21 protein-coding genes and 1 pseudogene are annotated in these 20,024 nt (G+C 61.5%); 13 read left to right on the top strand and 9 right to left on the bottom strand.

The features are described 5' to 3' along the window. The first annotated feature begins 110 nt into the window (after positions 1 to 110). The 13 genes from PIN01S_RS09035 (at position 111) to PIN01S_RS08975 (ending at position 8,470) form a co-directional block, all read left to right on the top strand. Positions 111 to 329 (top strand): hypothetical protein, encoded by a 219-nt coding sequence (locus PIN01S_RS09035; protein WP_084335329.1) that lies wholly within the window; start codon positions 111 to 113, stop codon positions 327 to 329. 59 nt (positions 330 to 388) lie between these two features. Further along, on the top strand, positions 389 to 757 hold the full coding sequence (gene sctI, locus PIN01S_RS09030; protein WP_084335328.1) for a type III secretion system inner rod subunit SctI: 369 nt from the start codon (positions 389 to 391) through the stop codon (positions 755 to 757). Positions 758 to 770: 13 nt separating this feature from the next. Further along, positions 771 to 1,559, top strand: coding sequence for a type III secretion system inner membrane ring lipoprotein SctJ (gene sctJ / locus PIN01S_RS09025; RefSeq protein ID WP_084335327.1), 789 nt, complete (start codon positions 771 to 773; stop codon positions 1,557 to 1,559). Between the two features lie 11 nt (positions 1,560 to 1,570). After that, positions 1,571 to 2,158 carry a hypothetical protein gene (locus PIN01S_RS09020; protein WP_084335326.1) on the top strand — a complete coding sequence of 196 codons (588 nt, stop codon included), beginning with the start codon at positions 1,571 to 1,573 and terminating at the stop codon, positions 2,156 to 2,158. Next, positions 2,152 to 2,739 carry a type III secretion system stator protein SctL gene (gene sctL / locus PIN01S_RS09015; protein ID WP_169715810.1) on the top strand — a complete coding sequence of 196 codons (588 nt, stop codon included), beginning with the start codon at positions 2,152 to 2,154 and terminating at the stop codon, positions 2,737 to 2,739. The genes PIN01S_RS09020 and sctL overlap by 7 nt, the downstream gene beginning before the upstream one ends. Positions 2,740 to 2,809: 70 nt before the next feature. Next, on the top strand, positions 2,810 to 3,031 hold the full coding sequence (locus tag PIN01S_RS09010; protein ID WP_084335324.1) for a hypothetical protein: 222 nt from the start codon (positions 2,810 to 2,812) through the stop codon (positions 3,029 to 3,031). After that, positions 3,018 to 3,467 (top strand): type III secretion system chaperone, encoded by a 450-nt coding sequence (locus PIN01S_RS09005; protein WP_084335323.1) that lies wholly within the window; start codon positions 3,018 to 3,020, stop codon positions 3,465 to 3,467. Before PIN01S_RS09010 ends, PIN01S_RS09005 begins: the two co-directional genes overlap by 14 nt. Continuing rightward, positions 3,460 to 5,478, top strand: a complete 2,019-nt coding sequence (sctC, locus tag PIN01S_RS09000; protein WP_084335322.1) for a type III secretion system outer membrane ring subunit SctC — start codon at positions 3,460 to 3,462, stop codon at positions 5,476 to 5,478. The genes PIN01S_RS09005 and sctC overlap by 8 nt, the downstream gene beginning before the upstream one ends. A gap of 17 nt (positions 5,479 to 5,495) precedes the next feature. Next, positions 5,496 to 5,675, top strand: a complete 180-nt coding sequence (hrpT, locus tag PIN01S_RS08995) for an HrpT family type III secretion system protein (protein WP_084335321.1) — start codon at positions 5,496 to 5,498, stop codon at positions 5,673 to 5,675. Then, entirely contained in the window at positions 5,668 to 6,021 is a 354-nt protein-coding gene (locus PIN01S_RS08990; RefSeq protein WP_084335320.1) for a hypothetical protein, read from the top strand. Before hrpT ends, PIN01S_RS08990 begins: the two co-directional genes overlap by 8 nt. A gap of 235 nt (positions 6,022 to 6,256) precedes the next feature. Continuing rightward, on the top strand, positions 6,257 to 6,637 hold the full coding sequence (locus tag PIN01S_RS08985) for a type III secretion system chaperone (protein WP_084335319.1): 381 nt from the start codon (positions 6,257 to 6,259) through the stop codon (positions 6,635 to 6,637). A gap of 92 nt (positions 6,638 to 6,729) precedes the next feature. Further along, positions 6,730 to 8,142 carry a pectate lyase gene (locus PIN01S_RS08980; protein ID WP_084335318.1) on the top strand — a complete coding sequence of 471 codons (1,413 nt, stop codon included), beginning with the start codon at positions 6,730 to 6,732 and terminating at the stop codon, positions 8,140 to 8,142. Positions 8,143 to 8,155: 13 nt separating this feature from the next. Continuing rightward, on the top strand, positions 8,156 to 8,470 hold the full coding sequence (locus PIN01S_RS08975) for a hypothetical protein (protein ID WP_084335317.1): 315 nt from the start codon (positions 8,156 to 8,158) through the stop codon (positions 8,468 to 8,470). Positions 8,471 to 8,533: 63 nt separating this feature from the next. Here the strand turns inward: PIN01S_RS08975 and PIN01S_RS08970 are convergent, their stop codons facing one another. From PIN01S_RS08970 to PIN01S_RS08940, 9 genes and pseudogenes are all read right to left on the bottom strand, one after another. Continuing rightward, a complete protein-coding gene (locus PIN01S_RS08970; RefSeq protein ID WP_084335316.1) occupies positions 8,534 to 9,583 on the bottom strand; it encodes an NAD(P)-dependent alcohol dehydrogenase in 1,050 nt (349 codons plus the stop codon). A gap of 304 nt (positions 9,584 to 9,887) precedes the next feature. Continuing rightward, positions 9,888 to 11,060 (bottom strand): hypothetical protein, encoded by a 1,173-nt coding sequence (locus PIN01S_RS08965; protein WP_169715809.1) that lies wholly within the window; start codon positions 11,058 to 11,060, stop codon positions 9,888 to 9,890. Between the two features lie 532 nt (positions 11,061 to 11,592). Then, entirely contained in the window at positions 11,593 to 17,241 is a 5,649-nt protein-coding gene (locus PIN01S_RS08960; protein ID WP_084335314.1) for an AvrE-family type 3 secretion system effector, read from the bottom strand. Positions 17,242 to 17,454: 213 nt separating this feature from the next. Beyond that, on the bottom strand, positions 17,455 to 17,709 hold the full coding sequence (locus tag PIN01S_RS08955) for a hypothetical protein (RefSeq protein ID WP_084335313.1): 255 nt from the start codon (positions 17,707 to 17,709) through the stop codon (positions 17,455 to 17,457). A gap of 439 nt (positions 17,710 to 18,148) precedes the next feature. Then, a complete protein-coding gene (locus PIN01S_RS27420; protein ID WP_084335312.1) occupies positions 18,149 to 18,346 on the bottom strand; it encodes a DUF4926 domain-containing protein in 198 nt (65 codons plus the stop codon). Between the two features lie 107 nt (positions 18,347 to 18,453). After that, positions 18,454 to 18,570: pseudogene (locus tag PIN01S_RS27415) on the bottom strand (DUF6883 domain-containing protein); the annotation flags it as partial. A 63-nt stretch (positions 18,571 to 18,633) separates the two neighbouring features. Next, positions 18,634 to 18,951 (bottom strand): hypothetical protein, encoded by a 318-nt coding sequence (locus tag PIN01S_RS26270; RefSeq protein WP_139198603.1) that lies wholly within the window; start codon positions 18,949 to 18,951, stop codon positions 18,634 to 18,636. 9 nt (positions 18,952 to 18,960) lie between these two features. Next, a complete protein-coding gene (locus tag PIN01S_RS26265) occupies positions 18,961 to 19,629 on the bottom strand; it encodes a hypothetical protein (RefSeq protein WP_139198604.1) in 669 nt (222 codons plus the stop codon). Continuing rightward, on the bottom strand, positions 19,607 to 20,023 hold the full coding sequence (locus tag PIN01S_RS08940; RefSeq protein ID WP_084335311.1) for a hypothetical protein: 417 nt from the start codon (positions 20,021 to 20,023) through the stop codon (positions 19,607 to 19,609). Before PIN01S_RS08940 ends, PIN01S_RS26265 begins: the two co-directional genes overlap by 23 nt. Between the last annotated feature and the right edge of the window lies 1 nt (position 20,024).

The raw sequence follows: 20,024 nt of genomic DNA, 5'->3' as shown, positions 1-20,024 counted from the left end.
GGCTAATGCGACCCTTCTCCTTGAGCAGGGTCGCAGTTTTTACGATATGAGCAATTCTGGCTCGTTGTAAACCCGGTCCGGTTTATTGTGCCTTCAACTTGGAGGGATTTATGAGCATTAGTGGAACGGCTTTTCAAGCATTAAATGAGATTCAGCAAGAGTCTGATCTAACGCTTCGTAATTCTAAGAAAAATGCACAGGTTTCGGCCGAGGTCTTCAGGTTGATGCTGCGCGCCAGCGAAAAGCGTGCCGCAGGCGCTGTTCTTCAGGATCAGCAAATCAAATTCCAGACCAAGGTCATCGAGGGGACGCGGGATATCCAGTTTTGATCGACTGGCTTGCACGTCTTTCAATCCAAGGCGGATTTCACTCCGTAACGAGGTGACCGATGAAAATCACGAATGTAACGGGCATAGCCTCGGGGCAGGGGATAGGCACAGGGCCTTCGGCTGGAAAACTGGCCGATCCGTCCGGTTCCGATGTCTCCTGGTTCAGCGCAGCCATGCAGGAAGGAGGCGATCAGGCGCCGATGACGCTCGAGAGCGCGAGCCGTCCCTTCAATGAGCTGTTCCAGAGTTTGCAGGGCAAGTCCGACATTGCGGCCCGACGGCTGAAAAAGGCGGCGGCTTCCGTGGACCCGCAGGACATCCGTCAGGCCAACAAGTCCCTGTCGTCGTTCTACCTGGAAAGCATGCTGTCGGCCAAGCTGGTCGGCAAGGCTGCCCAGAGCGTGGAAAAGCTCACCAACCTTCAGTAAGCGGTCTTCTTCTATGCGCCCGAATCGCCTCAAGTTCCTGGTTCTGCTGCTCGCCACGATGCTGACCGCCTGTGGCGAGCGCATCGAGCTGCACAGCCAGCTGTCCGAGCAGGATGCCAATGAAGTGATTGCCGAACTGGCGGACAAGCACATTTCTGCGGAAAAGCGCATCGGCAAGGAAAGCGTGTCGGTGCTGGTGTCGTCGGAAGACATCAACCGCGCCGTGCATGTGCTGTCCGCCGCAGGCTTGCCGAAGCGTTCGCGCAACAGCCTGGGGGATGTGTTCCAGAAGGATGGCGTGATCTCCACGCCGCTGGAGGAGCGGGCGCGTTACATCTATGCCTTGTCCCAGGAGCTGGAGGCGACCCTGTCGCAGATCGATGGGGTGATCGTGGCCCGGGTTCATGTCGTGCTGCCTGAACGGATCGCCCCGGGCGAACCGGTGCAGCCCGCATCGGCCGCGGTATTCATCAAGCACCGGATGGACCTCGATCCGGATAGCGTGCTTCCGCGCGTTCGCCGGCTGGTGGCCAGCAGCATTCCCGGCTTGTCCGGCAAGGAAGAGCAGAAACTGGCCATCGTCTTCGTCCCGTCCGAGTCCTACCGGGAGGCGCCGAGAATGGTGCGCATCGGCCCGTACAGCGTGCCGGAAGAGCGTATCGAGCTGCTGCAGTTGCTGCTCGTCGTAGGCTTGGTGGGCGGCATCGTGATCCTGCTGATTCTCCTGGCGGTCAAGCCGGAGTGGCGGAACGCCTTGCTGGCCAAGATTCGTTCGCTCAAGTCTTCGTCCCGGACTGCGTGAGGACATACAGCATGATTCCCCATGCGGACTGCATGCGATGGGCGCAATGGTGGGCGACCGGCTGGACCGGCGCGGATGAGAGCTGGGGTGTGGAGGCCTGTTTCGCGCCCTGGGAGCGGTCGATGATCGAATATGCTGCTCCCTTGCATCACGGGGCCTTCGCGCGGCGCCTGGGATTGTCGCAAGACCTGCCTTCCCATCCCGATCCGGTGGTGCTGCGGTTGATCGACGAAACCGTCGAGGCGCGCCTGCATGCCTTGTTGCTGGTCGCCGAGATTTTCGGCAAGGGGCGGGTCGTCGATCTGCCCGACGCCGAGGCTCAATGGTGCCGACGGATTGCCCGGGCGCTGCTGCCCGGGAGTTGGGTACCGGCCGAGTGGGCCGGGGACGAGCCTCGTGTCGCGGGGCTTCGGTCGCTGTATGGCCGGCTTGATGCGGCGTGCTGGAAACGGGCGCGTCTGCTGTTTCCCAGGTCGCTGGTCGAGCAGGTCGAATCCTGTGAACCGGCGCCGCTGCCGGCCGCCAAACTCGCCGCGCTCTGGGATGCGGTCATCTGGAAGAATCGATGCCTTTGGGAAAGGGGAGCGCAGGCATGCTGACGCGTCGAACGGTAAGACTGAACGGTGCCCAGCCCACCGAGGCCGAGCCCCTGCTGCGGCGCGAGCTGATCGAGCAGCACCGGGAAGCGGAAAGTGTCATCGAGACGGCACGGCTTCAGGCCGAGGCGCTTCTCGACGAGGCCCGCAGCCAGGCGGATGCGTTGGCCCGGGAGGCCCGGGATGCCGCCGCGGCGGAGTTCTGGCAGCGGGCGGAAGCCTTCTTCGAGGGCTGGCGCGAACAGCAGGCGCAGATGACCGAGGGGCTGGTGGACAGCGCTTGCCAACTGGTAAGCCAGGCGCTGACCACGCTGTTGGACGAAGTCCCGGACGAGGCACGCATCCGCGCCTTGCTACGGCAACTGCGCACCGCCCAGGCGGACGGTGCCGGTGGCGAACTGTATTGCCACCCGCAGGCGCGTCCGGCGGCAGAGGCATGGCTGAGCGAGCGGAGCACTTGCGACTGGCGCATCCGCGAGGACGAAAGCCTCGACGTCGGTAGCGTCCGCCTGGTGGCGGAGCATGGCGACTTCCTGCTGAACTGGGGCGACGCCGTGACTGCGCTGCTGCCTCGGTATTCCTGAACAGGATCGGGAACGCTTTTGCCGTTTCGTCCACTCACTGAATACCCCATTCGTTCGGAGGTTTTCAGTCATGTCTTTCGACAGAATTCAACGTCGCCTCGATTCCGTTTTCCAGCGCTCCCAGACCCAGCTTGACCAGGCCGCGGTCCAGGCCGCCGAAGGTGCTTCGTTGGAGGACATCAGCGCGTTCACCGACGCGATGATGCAGCACTCCCGGGCCAACTGGGCGGTGAGCCGTGTGGGTGTGCTCGAGCACAACCTGGCCAAGGCCATCCTCAATGAAATCCACTGATCCGGGCGCGCTGCTGCAGGACTGGCTCGACAGCGTCGAGCCGGAACTGCTCCTCAGCATCGATGGTGGCGACGTGGTGCTCCAGCGGGTCGACGGCGGCGTGCTGTGCAAGGCGGCCCTGGACATCGGCTGGAAAGGCCAGCCCGGTCTGCTGGAGAAAGCCTTGCGTTTGTCCTTGCCCAGCCTGGGCCAGTTCCGGGAGCGCACCGCCGCGTTGTCTCTGGACCCGGCGGATGGGCGCTTCTGGCTGTTGCTCCGTGCCGGTATCGGCGCCGAGGACTCCCTGGAGGCATGCATCGAAGCGTGCCTGGAGGCCTTGATCACCCAGCGCGATGTCTGGAACGAGCTGCTCCAACGCGAGGCAGGCGGACGCAAGACCGCTGCTGCCCAACCCTTGTATCCCTGGTCGCTCCGGCAACGAGGTGCCTATGCGTAACGTATTGCTTGCATTGCCGCTTCTGGCCGGTTTGTCGATGTCCGCCGTGGCGGCCATACCGGCGGACTGGCGCAAAGGCGCCTATGCCTATGAAGCCGAAGGGGCATCCCTGGCATCGGTATTGGAAGATTTCGCCCAGAGCCACGGTGTGAAGCTCCGGATCGGCAATGTCTCCGGTGCGGTGGATGCGAAGATCCGCGCCGACAACGCCGAGGCGTTTCTCGACCGCCTGGCCCTCGAACACCGTTTCCAGTGGTTCGTCTACAACGGAACACTGTTCATCAGCCCCATCGAGGAGCTCACCTCCGTGCGCCTGGAGGTATCGCCCGAGGCGGCACCGGACCTCAAGCAGGCGCTGACCGACATCGGCCTGCTCGACAGCCGCTTCGGTTGGGGCGAACTACCGGACGAAGGCGTGGTGCTGGTGACCGGACCTGCCCGCTATGTCCAGCTCATCCGTCGCTTCAGCAAGGAGCGGGTCAAGGGCGACGAGCGCCAGCAGGTGATGGTATTTCCCTTGCGCTATTCCGCCGTCGCCGACCGGGAGATCCAGTACCGCGACCAGAGCCTGCAGATCCCTGGCGTCGCTCGCCTGCTGGCGGGGCTGATGGGAACAGAGGGGGGCGCCAGCGGGGGGACATCGCCGTCCGCCTCGTTCGGCGGGATCAACGAGGCGCTCCAATCGGCGATGAGCATGGCCGAGAAGGCGAACAGTTCCGCCATGGGACTGGCGGTGAAGGAAACCCCACCGCTGAGCCCATTGAAAGTGGGCGGTTCGGGACGCTCGGGCAAGGGACGTGTGGTAGCCGATGTACGGAACAACGCGATCCTGGTCTGGGACGACCTGAAAAGACGGGACATGTACCAGCAGGTGATCGATCGCCTGGATGTACCGCAGAACCTGGTGGAAATCGATGCGCTGATTCTGGACATCGACCGCGAGGAAATCGAGCGTCTGGGCTCGTCCTGGCAGGCGCGGATCGGCAACATCTTCGGTGGAACCTCGATTCCCGGCGGCGGCAGCTCGACGCTCTTCATCGGCGACTTCAAACGCTTCTTCGCCGAGCTGCAGGCCCTGCAGGAGAAAGGTGTCGCCTCCATCGTGGCCAACCCCTCGGTACTGACCCTGGAAAACCAGCCGGCGGTGATCGACTTCAGTCGTACCGCCTTCATCACGGCAGTTGGCGAGCGGGTGGCGGATATCCAGCCGGTGACCGCCGGCACCAGCCTGCGGGTGATTCCACGCGCCATCGACCAAGGCGCCCACAAGAGCATCCAGCTCATCGTCGATATCGAGGACGGACAGGTGGAGCTGAACCGTGAGGGAGGGGCTTCCGGCATGAAGCGGGGGACCGTCGGCACCCAGGCGGTCATCGACGAACAGCGTTCGCTGGTCATCGGCGGATTCCACTCGGAGGAGAGCGGTGATCGCGACCGGCGCATCCCGCTGCTCGGCGACATCCCTTGGATCGGCCAGTTGTTCACTTCCACGCGTCGGGAAACCTCGCGCCGGGAGCGCCTGTTCATCCTGACGCCGAAGTTGATTGGCGACCAGACCAACCCGGTGCGCTATGTCGGCGCGGACGACCGCGAGCGCCTGGACGAAGCCCTGGTCCGGGTACAGCGTCGGCATGGCAACGGCAACCTGCGGGCCAAGCTGGAGAACGTCATGCTCGACCTGGTGAAGGGGCGCCTGCCGGCGGGGCTCGAGCCCGGGGCGCCGAGCCTGGCCTTGGACACCCTTTGCCGCCCGCAAGCGGGAATCCAGTTCGACGCAGAGCGTCGGCAGTGGTTCAGCGACAAGGAATTCAATGTCGGCGTCGGCGTGGTACGCAACGCCGGGGACAAGGCCGTGCAGTTCGATGAGGCGGCCTGTGGCGGGGAGAATACGCTCGCCGTCACCCTGTGGCCGCGTAGCCGACTGGAGCCCGGAGAAGCCAGCGAGATATTCGTCGCCCTGCGCAAGCAGATCGTGAATACGCCGGCCAGGGCATCGTTGCTGGTTCCTTGAGTGGGGAGGGAGTGTCAATGCGGAAAATCATCTTGATTCTGGGGGGCTGCCTGCTGGTCAGTGCATGCTCGACCGGGCCATGCGGTTCCAAAGGCTGCGCGCGGCCATCGTCGGATGCCCAGCAACTGGTGATCTGGTGGTCGCCGGAGCTGCGCAGCAATGCGGAAGACTATACGGTGGTGCCGGTACATGATTGAGCAGCTCAAGACCCATTCCGATCATGAGAACTTTCTTGCGTCCGTCCTGGCGGGCGAGGCCAGCCGCTTGAGTTGGGCACCGGGGATCGACTTCACCTTCAGCGAGGAACGTGTCGGCTGGGGAGTGGCCTTGAACATCAAGCGCCAGGTCCAGCGTCGCGACCTGTTCTCCAGTGCGTTGGCGAAGCGTTTCACGGATGCGGTGAGCTACGAGGGCTGCTACCTGTGCCTGGATAGCTGGGAGAACTTCATCGTCTGGCATGCCGTGCGGCAGGACAACTGTGACGTCGGCTCGTTGCAACACATCATGAACCGCCTGCTGGAGCTCGCCGGCTTGCATCGCTGAGCCATACCGCCTCGGTGGGAACCGTCCCATCGAGGTTTTTCCCTTCGGCGCACCTTCCTGGGTGCGCTTTCTCTTTTCGGCACCGTTTCGCGCAAATCGGAGCTAAATGTCGAAAAATCCTGGAACTTTGCCCGCGCGGCTTCCACTCACTTGGCAAATCCTGTCGGGATGGACAGAGCCCTTGCCGGCCTCTGCTCCGTAAGCCGACCCCCCTTTCGACAAGAGAGTGCGATCGATGGATGTGCAACGGATCGTTCATGGCTTCGTGGCCCGCCTTGGCGAGCGCCTGGGAACGTCGCTGACGCTGCAGAACGGTGTGTGCGCCCTTTACGACGAGCAGGACCGGGAGCTGGCGGTCATCGAGATTCCGCTCCCGGGCAGCGCCGTCATGCTCTATTGCCGCCTCGGGCGGAGCGGCGCCGGCCTCGATTATCAACGTCTGCTCACGGCCAACTTCGACATGGGCTCGATGCGTGGCTGCTGGTTCGCCCTGGATCGCGGAGCGCTGTGCCTGTGTACGCAGCGGGAGATCGCCGATCTCGATGAACAACGCTTCTGCGACCTGGCAATGGGTTTCATTGCCCAGGCGAAGACGATGCGGAACACCTTGCAGTAAAGGGCGCCATCCGAGCATGAAGTCGCCGGCTTCTTCTCGATGCGCTTGGAGACGAGTGGCCTGTCCATAAAACCAAATCAGGAGAGTCATCGATGGAGATCAAGTTCAACCTCAACGTCCGCCCCGATGCGTTCTCGCCGCAGTCGAACTTGCCGTCGGATTACAAGCAAAGCCCCCTGGCCAATAAGAACAACGGTACGCAGGACGGGAGGTCGTTCGAAGAGTTCGCCGAGCAGATGGCCATGGCCTTGATCGCCGAGCTGTTGAAAGGCAGCCCGCTGCTCCAGCAGCTGCTGGGGCTCGGCAATGAGGGTAGTGACAAGGGCAGTCGCAAGAGCGATGGACTGGACGGTGGCTCCAGGCTGGGACAGGACTTCGGCAGCCGCTTCAAGGACGCGCTGTTCTCCTTCCTGGATCGGATGTTGGGTGGTGACGGTGGCAGCGTGAAGGGCAACGCGCCCTCCGACGGGGCGGAGGAATCCAACTGGCCGAACAGCACCAACCAATTCCTGCGCGACGGCGGTACGAGCCTGTTGAACAACTCGATCGCGCCCACCGAGGACGGTGGCGGCCAGATTCAGAACAAGGATGTCCTGAAACCGATCTCGCTCCTGATGGACAAGCATCCCGAGGTGTTCGGCAAACCCGGCCCGCAAGGCGAGACACCGACTACCGAATCGTTCGGCAAGCCGACCACGAGCGTTCCGTCGAGCACGCCGTCTTCCTTCGATCAGTTCACCAGGCCGGTCAGCCTGAGCCAGGTGCCGACCAGCGAAGCGCCGGCGTCGGGCCTGTCCAAGTCGGCGCCGGCGAAAGTGGACTCGACACGCAACGAGGGCAACTTCAATTTCACCAGGATCCAGGAAGGCGCCGCAGGCGGCAGCTCCGGAGTGAACTTCCCGAAAGCCTCCTCCAGCCCCATCGTGGTCAACGAACCCATCGTGGTGAAGAAGGGTGAGGTGTTCGACGGCAAGGGCCAGACTTTCACCGCCGGCAGCAAGCTGGGCGATGGTGGCCAGCGTGAGGACCAACTGCCTCCGTTCATCTTGGAAGATGGTGCGACGCTGAAGAACGTCGTGATCGGCGATAACGGTGCCGACGGCGTCCATGTCTACGGCGATGCCAAGATAGACAACGTGCATTGGACCAATGTCGGCGAGGACGCCCTGACCATCAAGCCGAACAAGGAAGGCAAGAAGGCCAACGTCGAGATCACCAACAGCAGCGCCCAGGGCGCCAACGACAAGATCTTCCAGTTGAACGCCGACGCCAACATCACCATCGACAACTTCAAGGCGAAAGACTTCGGCACCTTCCTGCGCACTAACGGCGGTCAACAGGGCGACTGGAACATCAACCTGAAGAACATCACCGCTGAGGACGGCAAGTACAAGTTCGTCAACAGCGACTCGGAAGGTGTGAAGGTCTCGGCCGACAACATCAACCTGCAGAACGTCCACGAACATTTCCGTCTGTCGAAATCCAGCACCCTGAATCTGGCCTGAGAGGAGTAACGCGATGAAAGACACTACCAACCACGTGCTGACCTGGAGCGATCTACTGGAAGGCGACGGCTATCTTTCGCCCTCTCAGAGGGATGCTTTCGAGCGAGCCATCGGCCTGGTCCTGCGCTGCCTGGACGATACGCTCGACATACCGGTAGAGCCCCAGTATGGCGCTTTTCACTTCGGAACCTTCGTCGATGACCTGGAGCCCCGCTTCCTGCACCGACCGGCGCAGGACGAGCTGAGCGGCGATGCCGCCCTGACGGCCTACTGGGTAGTGCGACATATCGCCGACGGGCTGTTGCGGGGCCGGGGCCGGCTGCACTGACAGCGACCTGACCGAGGTTCACGGAACGGGCGAAGCGAAGGCTTCGCCCGTTTTCGTTCGGCCTCAGTTCAGAGTCGCCATGTCGATGACGAAGCGGTAGCGCACATCGCTTTTCAGCATCCGCTCGTAGGCGGTGTTGATGTACTGCATCGGGATCAGCTCGATGTCCGAGGTGATGCCGTGCTCGGCGCAGAAGTCGAGCATCTCCTGCGTCTCGCGGATGCCGCCGATCAGCGAGCCGGCGATGCTGCGCCGCTTGAAGATCAGGCCGAATACGTCTGGCGACGGGTGTCGCTCGGCCGGGGCGCCAACCAGCGTCATGGTGCCGTCGCGCTTGAGCAGTTGCAGGAGGGCGTCCAGGTTGTGGGGCGCCGCCACCGTGTTGAGGATGAAGTCGAGCTGGCCGGTGTAGCGGCTCATCTGCTCCGGGTCGGTGGACACGCACACTTCGTCGGCCCCCAGGCGCTTGCCATCCTCGACCTTGCTCGCCGACGTGGTGAACAGCACGACCTGGGCGCCCATGGCGTGAGCGATCTTGACGCCCATGTGACCGAGGCCGCCCAGGCCGACGATGCCGACTTTCTTGCCCGGTCCGACCTGCCAGTGGCGTAGCGGCGAGTAGGTGGTGATGCCCGCGCACAGCAGGGGGGCGACGCCGGCCAGGTCCGTCTCGGCGTGGCGAATGCGCAGGACGAAGGACTCCTTGACGACGATCGTCTGGGAATAGCCGCCATAGGTGTTCTCGCCGCCGAACACCGGGCCGTTGTAGGTACCGGTGAAGCCGTGCTCGCAGTACTGCTCGTCTCCGTCATGGCACGACGGGCAATCGCCGCAGCTATCGACCATGCAGCCGACGCCGGCCAAGTCGCCCACCTTGAAGCGGCTCACCTGCTCGCCAACCGCGACGACGCGGCCGACGATCTCGTGTCCCGGGACGGAGGGGTACAGGGTGTTGTTCCATTCGTTGCGAGCGGTATGCAGATCGGAATGGCAGACCCCGCAATAGAGAATCTGGATCTGCACGTCCGTCGGGCCTAGGGCGCGACGTTCTATTTCGAACGGGACGAGCGCGCTGTGCGGGTCAAGCGCTGCATAAGCCTTGGCCTTGGTCATGGGGGTTCCTCTTTGCGTGTGTCGGTTACGAGTGGCCCGTTCCATTGGGTGGTTGGGCTGAATCGACAGCTTCGAGGACTGGGCGCATCGAGGGATAGCCTGATCCAGTCGATTCCTTGCCTGATCCTGCCGTGCAGGCCAGGTCACGAAAAAGCAGGCAGGCTCGAAGTCGCAGAGACCGGGGTGCCAGGGAATGGAGGGAGAGCGGAAGAAGAATCGGGGAGGGCGGTCACCTGGGCCGTTATCGTGCAAAAAAAATCCCGGCGGGCCGAGGCCCGCCGGGTCGATTGCCTGGCGTGAGGGATCAGCCGCGCGCGGCGCTGCTCAACCCTTCGCTGGCGATGTTGCTGATAGCCAGCATGGCGTCGCCGGCGGTGGCCTTGCTCGGGCACTGCGAGGTATCGCCCAGCATGACATCCTTCATGATGTTCGTGGCCTTATGGAACTTGTCCATGCTTTCACCCGTCATGCCGTCGTCGTCCGGGTTGCTCAGGGCTTCGGCCCAGGACTTGGTGTCGGTCTTCACATCACCGCCATCCTTCTGATACTCCGGCTTGCCGAAGATCTCGGGATGCTGGTCCATGAACTTGCCGATTTCCTTGGCCGTGCCACGGTTTTCTTCGTTGATGAAGTGACGGTTCTGACCGTCCACGTGGGTGCCGATGTCGCTCAGCTTCTGCAGGGACATGTGAGAAGCCAGATCCAGGCCGAATCCCATGCCGGTTTGGGCCATGCCGCTCAGGCCACCACCGAGAAGGCTGCTGCCCAGGCCGCTCAGGCCGCCGGCGAACGGGTTTTCACCGAACGGGGTGCTGTTCGTACCACCGGCGAACGGATTGTTGCCGAACAGGTTGTCGCCCAGACCACCGCCCAGGCCGCCACCCAGCATGCTCCCCAGACCACCGCCCAGACCGCCACCCAGCATGTTCCCCAGGCCACCGCCCAGACCACCACCCAACATGTCCCCCAGGCCGCCGCCCAAGCCGCCACCCAGCATGTTGCCCAGGCCGCCACCCAAACCACCGCCCAGCATGCTGCCCAGGGCTGCTCCCATGATCGCTTCGTTGATGGCTTGGTCCAGGAACATGCTGAGGGCATCTTTCAGGCCCTGGCCGAAGGCATCGCGTTCCTGCTGGTTCACCGTATCGTTTTCGGTCAGTTCGTCTTTCCAGTTACCGGCTTTTCCGTCCGGCTTACCATAGGCACCGTTGGAGGCGTCCATGAACTCGGCGAGCATTTTCAGCAGGGGGTTGTCGGCGGACTTGTTGTTCCAGTCGTTGAACTTCGAAATGCCTTTTTTATCCGGTTCGCCGAACAGACCTTTCATCAGCGTATCGGTCAACGCACCGGCCAAATCCTGGGTGCCGCCGCCCAGCAGTTCGTTGGCCAAGCTAAGGCCACGTCCCATGGGGGTGACGTTCACGGTGATGTTGATGGCGGTGGATGCTGCGTTTCCAAGGATGCTTCCCAGGGACATATGCTTTTCCTCTTCGGTGTCATTTTGAGTGTGAGCGCATCGCCTGAACGACCGGGATGACTCGATGCAATCAGCCGGTGTCTTGGCCTGAGAATGTCTTGACATTCGACAGTTGAGTGAGCGGCGCAAGAAATGGGTTCCAGCCGGTACGAAAATAAATTCGGAAACAGGTGTATCGGTCGAGGTAGGACTGGGGAGTCAGGAAGGCCGCAAACCCCGCATCGGCACCCGCTCTGCTGGCGAAGCTTTTGCGGGGCTGCAATCGCGAGCAGAGCTCGCTCCTACAAAAGCGAAGCCGGATCTGTAGGGGCGAATTCATCGCCCGACGCGGGGCGGGCTGGGCGAATGAATTCGCCCCTACCACGGGCTTCCAGTCCCGAGGGGAGACGGCTTTTCGTAGGAGCGAGCTCTGCTGGCGAAGCTCTTGTGTGGACTATTCCCGAGCCAAGTTCGCCCCACAAAAGCGAAACCGGACCTGCAGGGGCAAATTCATTCGCCCGGCTGGATTTGCGGTGAAGCAGCCGCAGGATCGTTACTGTTTCAAGGTGTACCCATGGCTCTTCAATGCGGCGATGGATTGCTGGGTAGGCTTGTCGAACTCCGCGATATCGCCATCCAGCTTGTAGCCCTTGGGCGTGCTCTGGTCCTGGCCGTATTCGAAGTTGACCCGTCCCAGGGCACGGATGAGGCTCAGCGATGTACTGCTGTTGTAGCCCACCAGCGGCAGCGGAGAGACGAAGCCTTCGCTCTTGCTTTCCGTCTGGTAGACCATGATCGCCTTCAAGCGCATGTTGTCGCGGTCGCTCAGCAGGGCGACGAGCTCGTCCTGGGTTAGCGTGCCGTCGCGGCTGCCCTTGTCCACCCGTGCCGCCACCTCGTCCTTGAATTCCAGGCGCACTCTGGCCAGGGTGCCGGGCGTGTCCTGCAACTGCTTGATCAGCGCTTCCAGCTTCGGGTCGTTATTCATGAGGTTGGCGAGATATTCGGAGTTGCTCTGGACATGGCTCGGATTCAATTCGGCGCTCAGCCTGGTCAGCAGGCTTGCCTGATCCAGCCGTGAGAGGTTGGTGTAGGAACTCTCCAGGCGCATGTAATCCAGCATGTTGTGACCGGCCTTGGCTGCTTCGTGGCGGTCCCCGGCCTGACGCAGGCTCTTCAATGCCGCGTGCTGGTCGTCGTTGATGACCTCCTTGTCGCCGAATGCCTCCTGCAGGGCGGAGAGGTGCTTGTCCAAGTCTTCTTCCTTGGCGATTTCCGCCAGCCGGGCGGTGCTGGCTTTGTCCTTGAAGGCCTTGCCGAGCGTGTCGCCGAGCTTGGTCAGATCGCTGCCGGTCAGGGGCTGGGCCGGCTTGAACAGGAACTTGAAGCGTTTGGTTGTCTTCATGTCCACCGAAGCGCTGAGGGAGCCACCCAGGTTCATCCCGGTGGTTTCGAAAGGCACGGGCACTTCCGGCAAACCCGCTTCCTTGGCCGCCTTCGCCGCCTTTTTTGCCTTCTCGTCTTCATGCCCGGCCAGCAACTGTGCCTGGGCCGCGAACTTGATTTCCGCCCGGTTGAGCAGTCGGGGACGGTTAAGCCCGCCTTCTTCGAGAATGCGGCCGGCACTGTTGGTGTTGGTCTGGCGGTAGTGGCTGTAATTCAACAGGTTCAGGTTCACTTCGACGGCGCCACGGAACCGGGCGATCCCGGAAAACGGGGAACCCGTTTCATGCAGGTTGAACCCATAGCCGAGATTCACCGAGGCGCCGGCATCGATATCGAAATTGACGCGGTAGCCGTGTTGCACCTCGTGATTCGAACCTTTCTTCATCAGCTCGTAGGGGTTGAGCTTGCCTTGTATCAGATCGTCGACGAACGCGTCGATCTCGCCTTCCGCCAGGGTAAAGAGCAGGGCGTCACGCTGGTTTGCCCCCAATGTGCCTTTCGCGTAGACATCCAGCGGAAAGCTGAAACTGGCTGCCCGGTCCGGGCCCAGATCGTGGTTGCGCTTGAGGGTCCGATCCCGGACGCCCGCGCCGACGCTGGCGGAGCCGCCGCCCTGGCGGACGAAGGTGGCGGTCAGCTTGTCGTCGATGATTTCGAACGTCAGCGAGTAGCCGCGATCGCCGGCAAGCCGGCCGTTGGGAAAGGTGAGTTTGCCGCCGGGACCGGTGGTCGGGGTGCTGAGTGCCCCGCCATAGTTTCGGTGGATATGCAGCTCATGGTCGCCTTCGATTTCCTTGAGGGCGGCCTTCAACCCCTTGGCCATGTCCACCGAGTCGCCGCCGAAGGCGGTGCGCAGGTTGATGTGCACGGCGTGGTCGGTTTTCTTGAAGGCGTTGAGGAAGGCTTTCACGGCGTCGTAGTCGGCTTCCAGGCTGTCATGGCCGCGGAACCCCATGTCGGTGACCACCTTGAGCGGGCTGTCGCCATATTGATGGTCGCGTAGTTGCGACAGGGCCTGGACACCGAGCTCCATGGCCTCGGGGGCGGCGCCGATCTGCTCCACCAATTGATTCAGCTCGTGCAGGGTCGTCACATCCAGCGCCAGGCGCGCCTTGAGCAAGGCGCTGTCGTCGCTGGGATCGCGACGGCGCCCCAGCGGAACCTCGCTCTTCTGCGGGGAGAGCATGACGCCTTTCTCTTCGAGCAGGCCGAGCAGTTCGGCGCTGCGGTGGGGCTCCGAGCCCAATTGGGCGAGGGCATCGCGCAACTGGTGGTTAAGGTCTTCGCCGGTGCTGAAGGGGTTGAGCTTCTGCTTGATACCACCGAGCAGCGGTGCCTTGAAGCCGTCCCGGGGCTCGCCGTGCAGGTTCAGCAACCCTTTCTCCTTGCCGAGGTTGATCAGCGTCTGGGAGATGCTGTCCTCCAACTCGGTGCGGAAGGTTTCCAGCGCCTTGGCGAGGGGCTTCCCTTCCTCGCCCAAACCGAGACGGGCAATACGCGATTTCAGGTCCGCGCCCTCGGCGGGCTTCGCCGAGCCGCCCTGGGCAATGGTCCTGAGGCGGTCGAATGCCGCCCCTTCCTGTTCATAGACTCCCGCCAGCCCCTCGCGACCTTGCCAACGATGTTGCAAGTTGTAGCCGAGGTTCTTCAGTGGGCGAGGGGTTTCCAGGGTGGGTTTGAAGATATGGGCACGGATGAACTCGGCGGTACCGCTGCGATGGCGATTTTCCACACCGGTGCGCCCCAGTCGTTCGCCGGTCACCTTCACGGTATGGCCCAGCACGTTCCAGGTCTTATTGTCGTCGCGCACCCGCTCGAACAGTGCCTTGAGCACCTGCGGCGGGGTCAGCGGGGCAGGGGTGTGGGGCTGCCAGTCCGTGCCATCGTGCTGTAGTTCTTCCTCCTTGCCCTGGAGGGCTACCAGCAAGGTATTGCCCGACCCGGTGCGGATCGAAGCCACGGGTTGGTTGTCTGGGGTACCGATGGTCCCCCAGCCGGGGTCGCGCGGCGTCGCTTCCGTTGCTTGCCAGTCTTTACGTGGCAGGGAATAGAGGTGACCGCCTTCCGTCAGGACGTACAGGTTCTGCTGCTTGTCCAATGCCAGCGAGCGAGGTTCACCTTCCAGGCCTCGGAGGGGCAGGGGACGTGCCGGTTTGCCGTTGTCATGCAGGTTCAACTGGCCTTCGCCGTCGAGGGTGACGAACAGCTTGTCGTTGACCAGGGCGAAGTCGCGGACCGGGCCGTCCACCACCGCGCTCCCCATGGAAACCTGGATGTTCACGCCGGTCGGAGCCAAGCTCTGGCTGCCGTCGTGGGCGAAACGTCCGATCGTGGGGCTGACGCCGAGCCCGGACAGCTTGCCGTCCTGCAGCACATAGGGCTTGCCGTCCAGGCCCAGTTGCAACCGTTCGATGCCCTTGATGCCTGTGGATGCCCAGGCGTTGGCTACGCTGTCCCAGCGCTGAAGCTCGCCGCCTTCCAGTGCCACGTGCCCGAGGCGGCCGAGACTGAGACGGCTGAGCGGGTCCGGATTGACGTTGGGCAGGCCCCGGCGATTGTCGATGACCAGCGCATCGCTGAGGTTCCAACCCGCATGGAGAGGAACGTCGGAGCGGCTGATGGGCTGGCTGTGCATGTGACCCTGGCGGTCCTTGAACAGCAGGTTCAAGCGGGCCTGGTCGTCCTGCATGAAACCTTCGGCGAACTGCGTCCGGCCGAGCGTTTCGCCCTGGGGAACACCCTGGGGCTCCGGTCTCAGGTTGAAGCCCCCGGCATTTCGTCCGGCGCTGTACAGCCGCCCTTCGTTGTCGGTCAGGAACAGACGGTCACGGTCGAGGCCAACATGCACCGCCTCGGCATTGCCGTCATCCAGCTTCAACGGGGCGGTGATTTCTCCATCCTCGTTCCTCAGGCGGATATGCTGCGCGTCTCCGCTGCCGCAGAGCAGCGCCACGGTGCCATCGGCGGCCACGGAAAAGGAACGGGCATCCTGCGCCTCGACGGGCGGACGGGGGGCCTCGGCGCTCATGTCGAGCAGTGCGCCATCGTGCAGGGCATAGAGCCGCCCGTCGGCTTGCAAGCCGAGCTGGGAGAACGGCTTGCCGTCGTCACCGGGGTGCGGCTGCCAGGCCTGCTTGTCGACATCGAAGCGGTAAAGGTGTCCGTCATGTACGCGCAGCCGTTGGCCTTCGGCATCCTCGTGAATGCCGGAGACCTGGGCGATGTGTGCTCGTCCCGTGACCTCCTGGTCGACACGACGTCGGTTGTTCTGGCCGCGTGCCGATACGACGATGGAGTCACCTTCGCGCTCCAATCCATAGCTGGCGACCTGCCCATTCGTGGCCGCCTGGAAGAGTTTCATGGCTTCGCTGGGTCTGCTGCTGCGCATGACGACGATGGCGGCGGGTGTCTGTTGCAGATGCAACAGGTTGCCTTGCTTGTCCATCAGCAACTGATCGCCATCCGGTTGGCCATGATGGGCCAGGTAGGTCCGTTCGGGCTTGCCCAGGGTATTTTCCAGCAACTGACGGAGGGATTCCGGTGTGTTGTCGCCGAGCTTCAGCCGCCCCTTGCCATCCAGCCCCATCTCCAGCGAGGTCGTCGACTGGCGGGCGGGGTTGTAGGCCATGATCCGGTCGATATCGATGTTCTGGAAGTGCCGGGCCCGTGCACGATCCAGTGCCGGCTGATCGTCCGGAACCGATCCGGTACTGGAGCTCGACGCCTGGGAGTTCGTGGAATCTTCCCGCTGGAGTGTCGTGGAAGTGCCGGCGGAGTCGAAAGGCGAGGGGTGTCTGATGCCAGTGTGCAGCCAGCTCTCATCGAAGCGACCGGCACGGGAGTGTTCCAGACCCTCCGGTTGCGAAGCTGGATCGTGGCGTATCGGGGAATCGTCATGACGGGACGAACCGCTCGTCGATGAGTTGTGCGAGTCGCTGCGTGACAGTCGCTCATCCTGATCGCTGAAGTATCTCCCGTGATAACGGTTGGCCAGACTGCGATCCAGTGGCGGCTGGTCGGGTTCGGAGTCCGACCCCTCGCTCTCTGCGGCAGTGAAATAGCGTGAGGAAGAGGCCGGCGAGGAGAGATGCGTCTGCGCCGAGCGAAAGCTGGCGGAGCGCTCCAGTGAATCCTGCCGCTCATGGATGCCTTCCACACCGGACGATTGTGCCGGCCGCTTGGCTCGCTCCACCAAGTCGCCTTCGAAGCGACGTCCGCTCGAACGCGCCAGAGTCGGTTGTTCCCCGTCGGTGGGAAGGCCACTGCCCGACATATCCATGCTGTCGTTGGATCGACTGGAGAGGAAGCGGCCCGACGTTTGTTTGTGCTCCAGGATTTCCCCTAGTGTGGGGGCCGGGCGCTCATAGGGCTCGGGAGCCGTTTCCTGCAGGGACGGGTCTTCCGCGAGAATGCGGTCGATGGCATGGCCGTCGACACGACGGGCGGCGCGGCCTAGGCCAAGTGGGTCCTGTTGCCTTGTAGAGCGTTCGAACAGCTCGGCGAGCGTCGGACCGGCCGCGCGCGAGGTCGATGCCCGGTCCGCCCCGGCGGGAGCCTGGCGAGGCTCGGTCCCGTTCCTCTGGCGCAACCCGATCAGGTTGCCCATGCGCCGGCCCATTTCACCGAGCGAAAGGGTGCCGGTCCGCTGCGTGGCGTTCTGCGGGCGCTGCCGGATCGGGCTCGCCTGGCCGGTCGACTCCGGCGCGGTGGACGGCCGGAGGGAATGTGTCGTGATATCGCGACCCGTGATGTTCATGGAACGACCTCTCCGCGCTCAATGCTCGTAGCGCTACGGATTTTGGTTATTGATTGGTCTGGAACAGGGCAGCAGGTAGGGATTGCGTGTCGGTTCTTGTTCTAGTTAGCCATTGAGTGGAACGGAGGTACGAACAAGTTCCGACGAAAAGGGCAGGAATGCAAAAAAGCCCCGCCAAGCGTATCGGCGGGGCTTCATTGAGAAGCTAAACCATCAGGTGCGCCGCACCTGCTCGAACGCCGCGTCGTACAAACCCGCCGCATCGTTCAGCAGCAGATGGAACGCCGCGAACACCTCGCCGTTATCCAATTGCGGCTCGTTGCAGAACAACACCAGCGCCAACTGCCGTGCCGCGTTCAGACGCTCCTGGCCAGCTTCGAACAGTTCGTGAGCGCCGAGGCTGGCGTTGGCATAAAGAACGGGGCTGGCAGTAGTGCTGAGGGAGGGAAGAGGACGGAAGTCAGGCATGGCGGGCCTCCAGAAAGCAGAGGCAGGAAGAAACGCGGAAAAACAATGTGAGCATCGATAGGGCTCCTTCGTGAACGAGAAACCGCCATCCAGCCGTTTCTGACGCGGTTGGAGGCGGACCGCACGGGGGTCAGAAACCGGCCCACGAAGGACAGCCGGCCAGGCCGAAGCCTGCCCCGCGCGGCCCGCCATAGAAATGCGGTAGCCAGACACAAAAATAGCGCCGGCTACTCAGCTATGGCGCTACCGCGCCTTCGTGTGGAATCGGGTTCTGACGCCCGGCCACGGGATTGACCGTGACGGGCGGACTCTAGCGGCTAGGGGGAGAGGAGGCAAGCGGGCAAAAGAGAATGAAGGAAAAACGTGAGGAGGTTCAGGTATTGCGCCGGGTTCAATCTTAATCTTCCCTGCTGTCCCAGTCGCTTTCGCCCCAAAGGGATTACGTCATAACCTCAAACTGCGATGGCCTCAGTGCCACCTGTGCAGTGGTGGCACCCTTCTCATTGCAGAACTCAACCTCATAAGCTTCCTCTGGCTCCGAGAAGACGGCAACTATTACCCCGAGACTGCCACTACAAATCCCCTCCGAAGGAATGTCCTCTAATAAGCGCACGACTTCGTTAATTTCTAGAGACATATAAATTACTTCACAAAGATTGTTGTCAGCTCTGGAGTATTTGAGCCAGGCTTATAAATCCATCCCCTTCTAACGACTCCCCGTCCTGAAGCTGCTTCATCAGCAGATCAGAATTGCCCTTCGTAAAATCCAAGCACCGATTCAAAAACACGAGCCTTGTTACCACCAACCGGATGTTCAGGATTCAATGCGTAGTCTGTGAGCTTGCGCGGGTCAATAACCGCACGATTGGCACCTACAAGTGAATGAGCCCCTTCGACGAGCTCCGGAACTCCTTTTGCACCATATTACAAAGGATTTCCCTTCAGATACTCTCTAATATCTTGATCAGAAATACCTGGCGCCCCTGCATCCAACCATAGCTCGAACTCTTGAGGATATGCGATTAAACGCTTACCGTTCTTCGTCGCAGCAGGAATATTGCCAAACTCAGAAACGAACCTCAAATGATGAACCACTAGAACCCAAATTCTACGAAGCTCCCTCGTTTGAGGAGCCCCTTCTGACTTATCAGAAATGTATTCAGATTCGCCATCAACGAAATCCAAAACGTCTTTAGCTCGCCCAGAGTCAATCAACGCTCTAATTATTTCAACCTTGTCCATATCACACACTCACTGAAGGAATTTCACATTAGAACCGGAAACCTCAACAACTTTAAAGCCGAGAGCTTTCATCGTCTTTCCTAGTGGAGTACTCCATACAGCTTGCTCTCTAGAGAGCCCAGTCGATGCCGCTACTCTGAAAGCCTCAAGATTTGTATTCCCCAACTGTGCTGAAACAGCCTTAACTTTATCAGGACCTATGGACTCGATTGCTCTAGAGACCATCTCCGTCCCTACACCTTTGCCAGAGACAGTCGTGCCATACCAATCGATGCGCAAATTCCCATCAGGTGAGTAACGAGCAACTAAATCGCTTTGTGCAAACTTACTATCAACAATAGCGCCAGTCTTATCGAATTTCTGCCTTGTAGACAATTCAATATCGACATAGCCATCTGACTTGTTTACTACTTTTGCTTCGAAGTTAAGCCCCGTCCTTTCTGCCGGGACAAACCCTTTTGCACCAACTGTATCGCCCGACGCGGATTTCGTTGTCCAGGCGTCCAAGCCCAGACGCGGCGCGGCTTCCCAGCGGGTTACCCCCAGATGATGTTCGGTCGCCGCGTAAAATGGCCCCGACGCGGGTTTTGGCGCCGTAAGCTGCACGCCCAGAACCAGCCAGGCCAGCAACAGCAGGCCCAGCCAGGTCAGCGGATTATGTCGATTCAGCGCGGTCATAGGGCTGCATTTCATTGATAAGACTCATAATAAGTTGGTGATCAGAGTCGTTTTTAGCAGCCCTATTAAGAACAGGAATCAAGTAATACAGCAGCAAGCTTGCATCAGAAGCACTCATTGGCAAGCGCTCCTTGACACAGTCCAGAAAAGTCCTTACTGACATAAATGAGGCAAATGCCTCATATCCTCTCGCGCCAGAGAAGGGCAATTTTCTGAAGTAGTACTGAGCCAGTCGCTTCTGATCGGATCGTTTCCAGGAACGATGGGGGATCAATAGCAGAGCCTCACCATAATCTGTTGAGTCTACTGGGTATTGGGTCATCAACCATTCAGCAGCCTGCTCAGAACCCATTTTTGCAAGCTGCGCACATAGCAGTTTCTGTCTTTCATTCATA

Origin of the sequence: Pseudomonas indica NBRC 103045, from assembly GCF_002091635.1 — a bacterium.
GTDB lineage: Bacteria > Pseudomonadota > Gammaproteobacteria > Pseudomonadales > Pseudomonadaceae > Pseudomonas_M > Pseudomonas_M indica.
The sequence above is the reverse complement of the archived record's forward strand: the minus strand, read 5'-3'. Positions and strand labels throughout refer to the sequence as shown.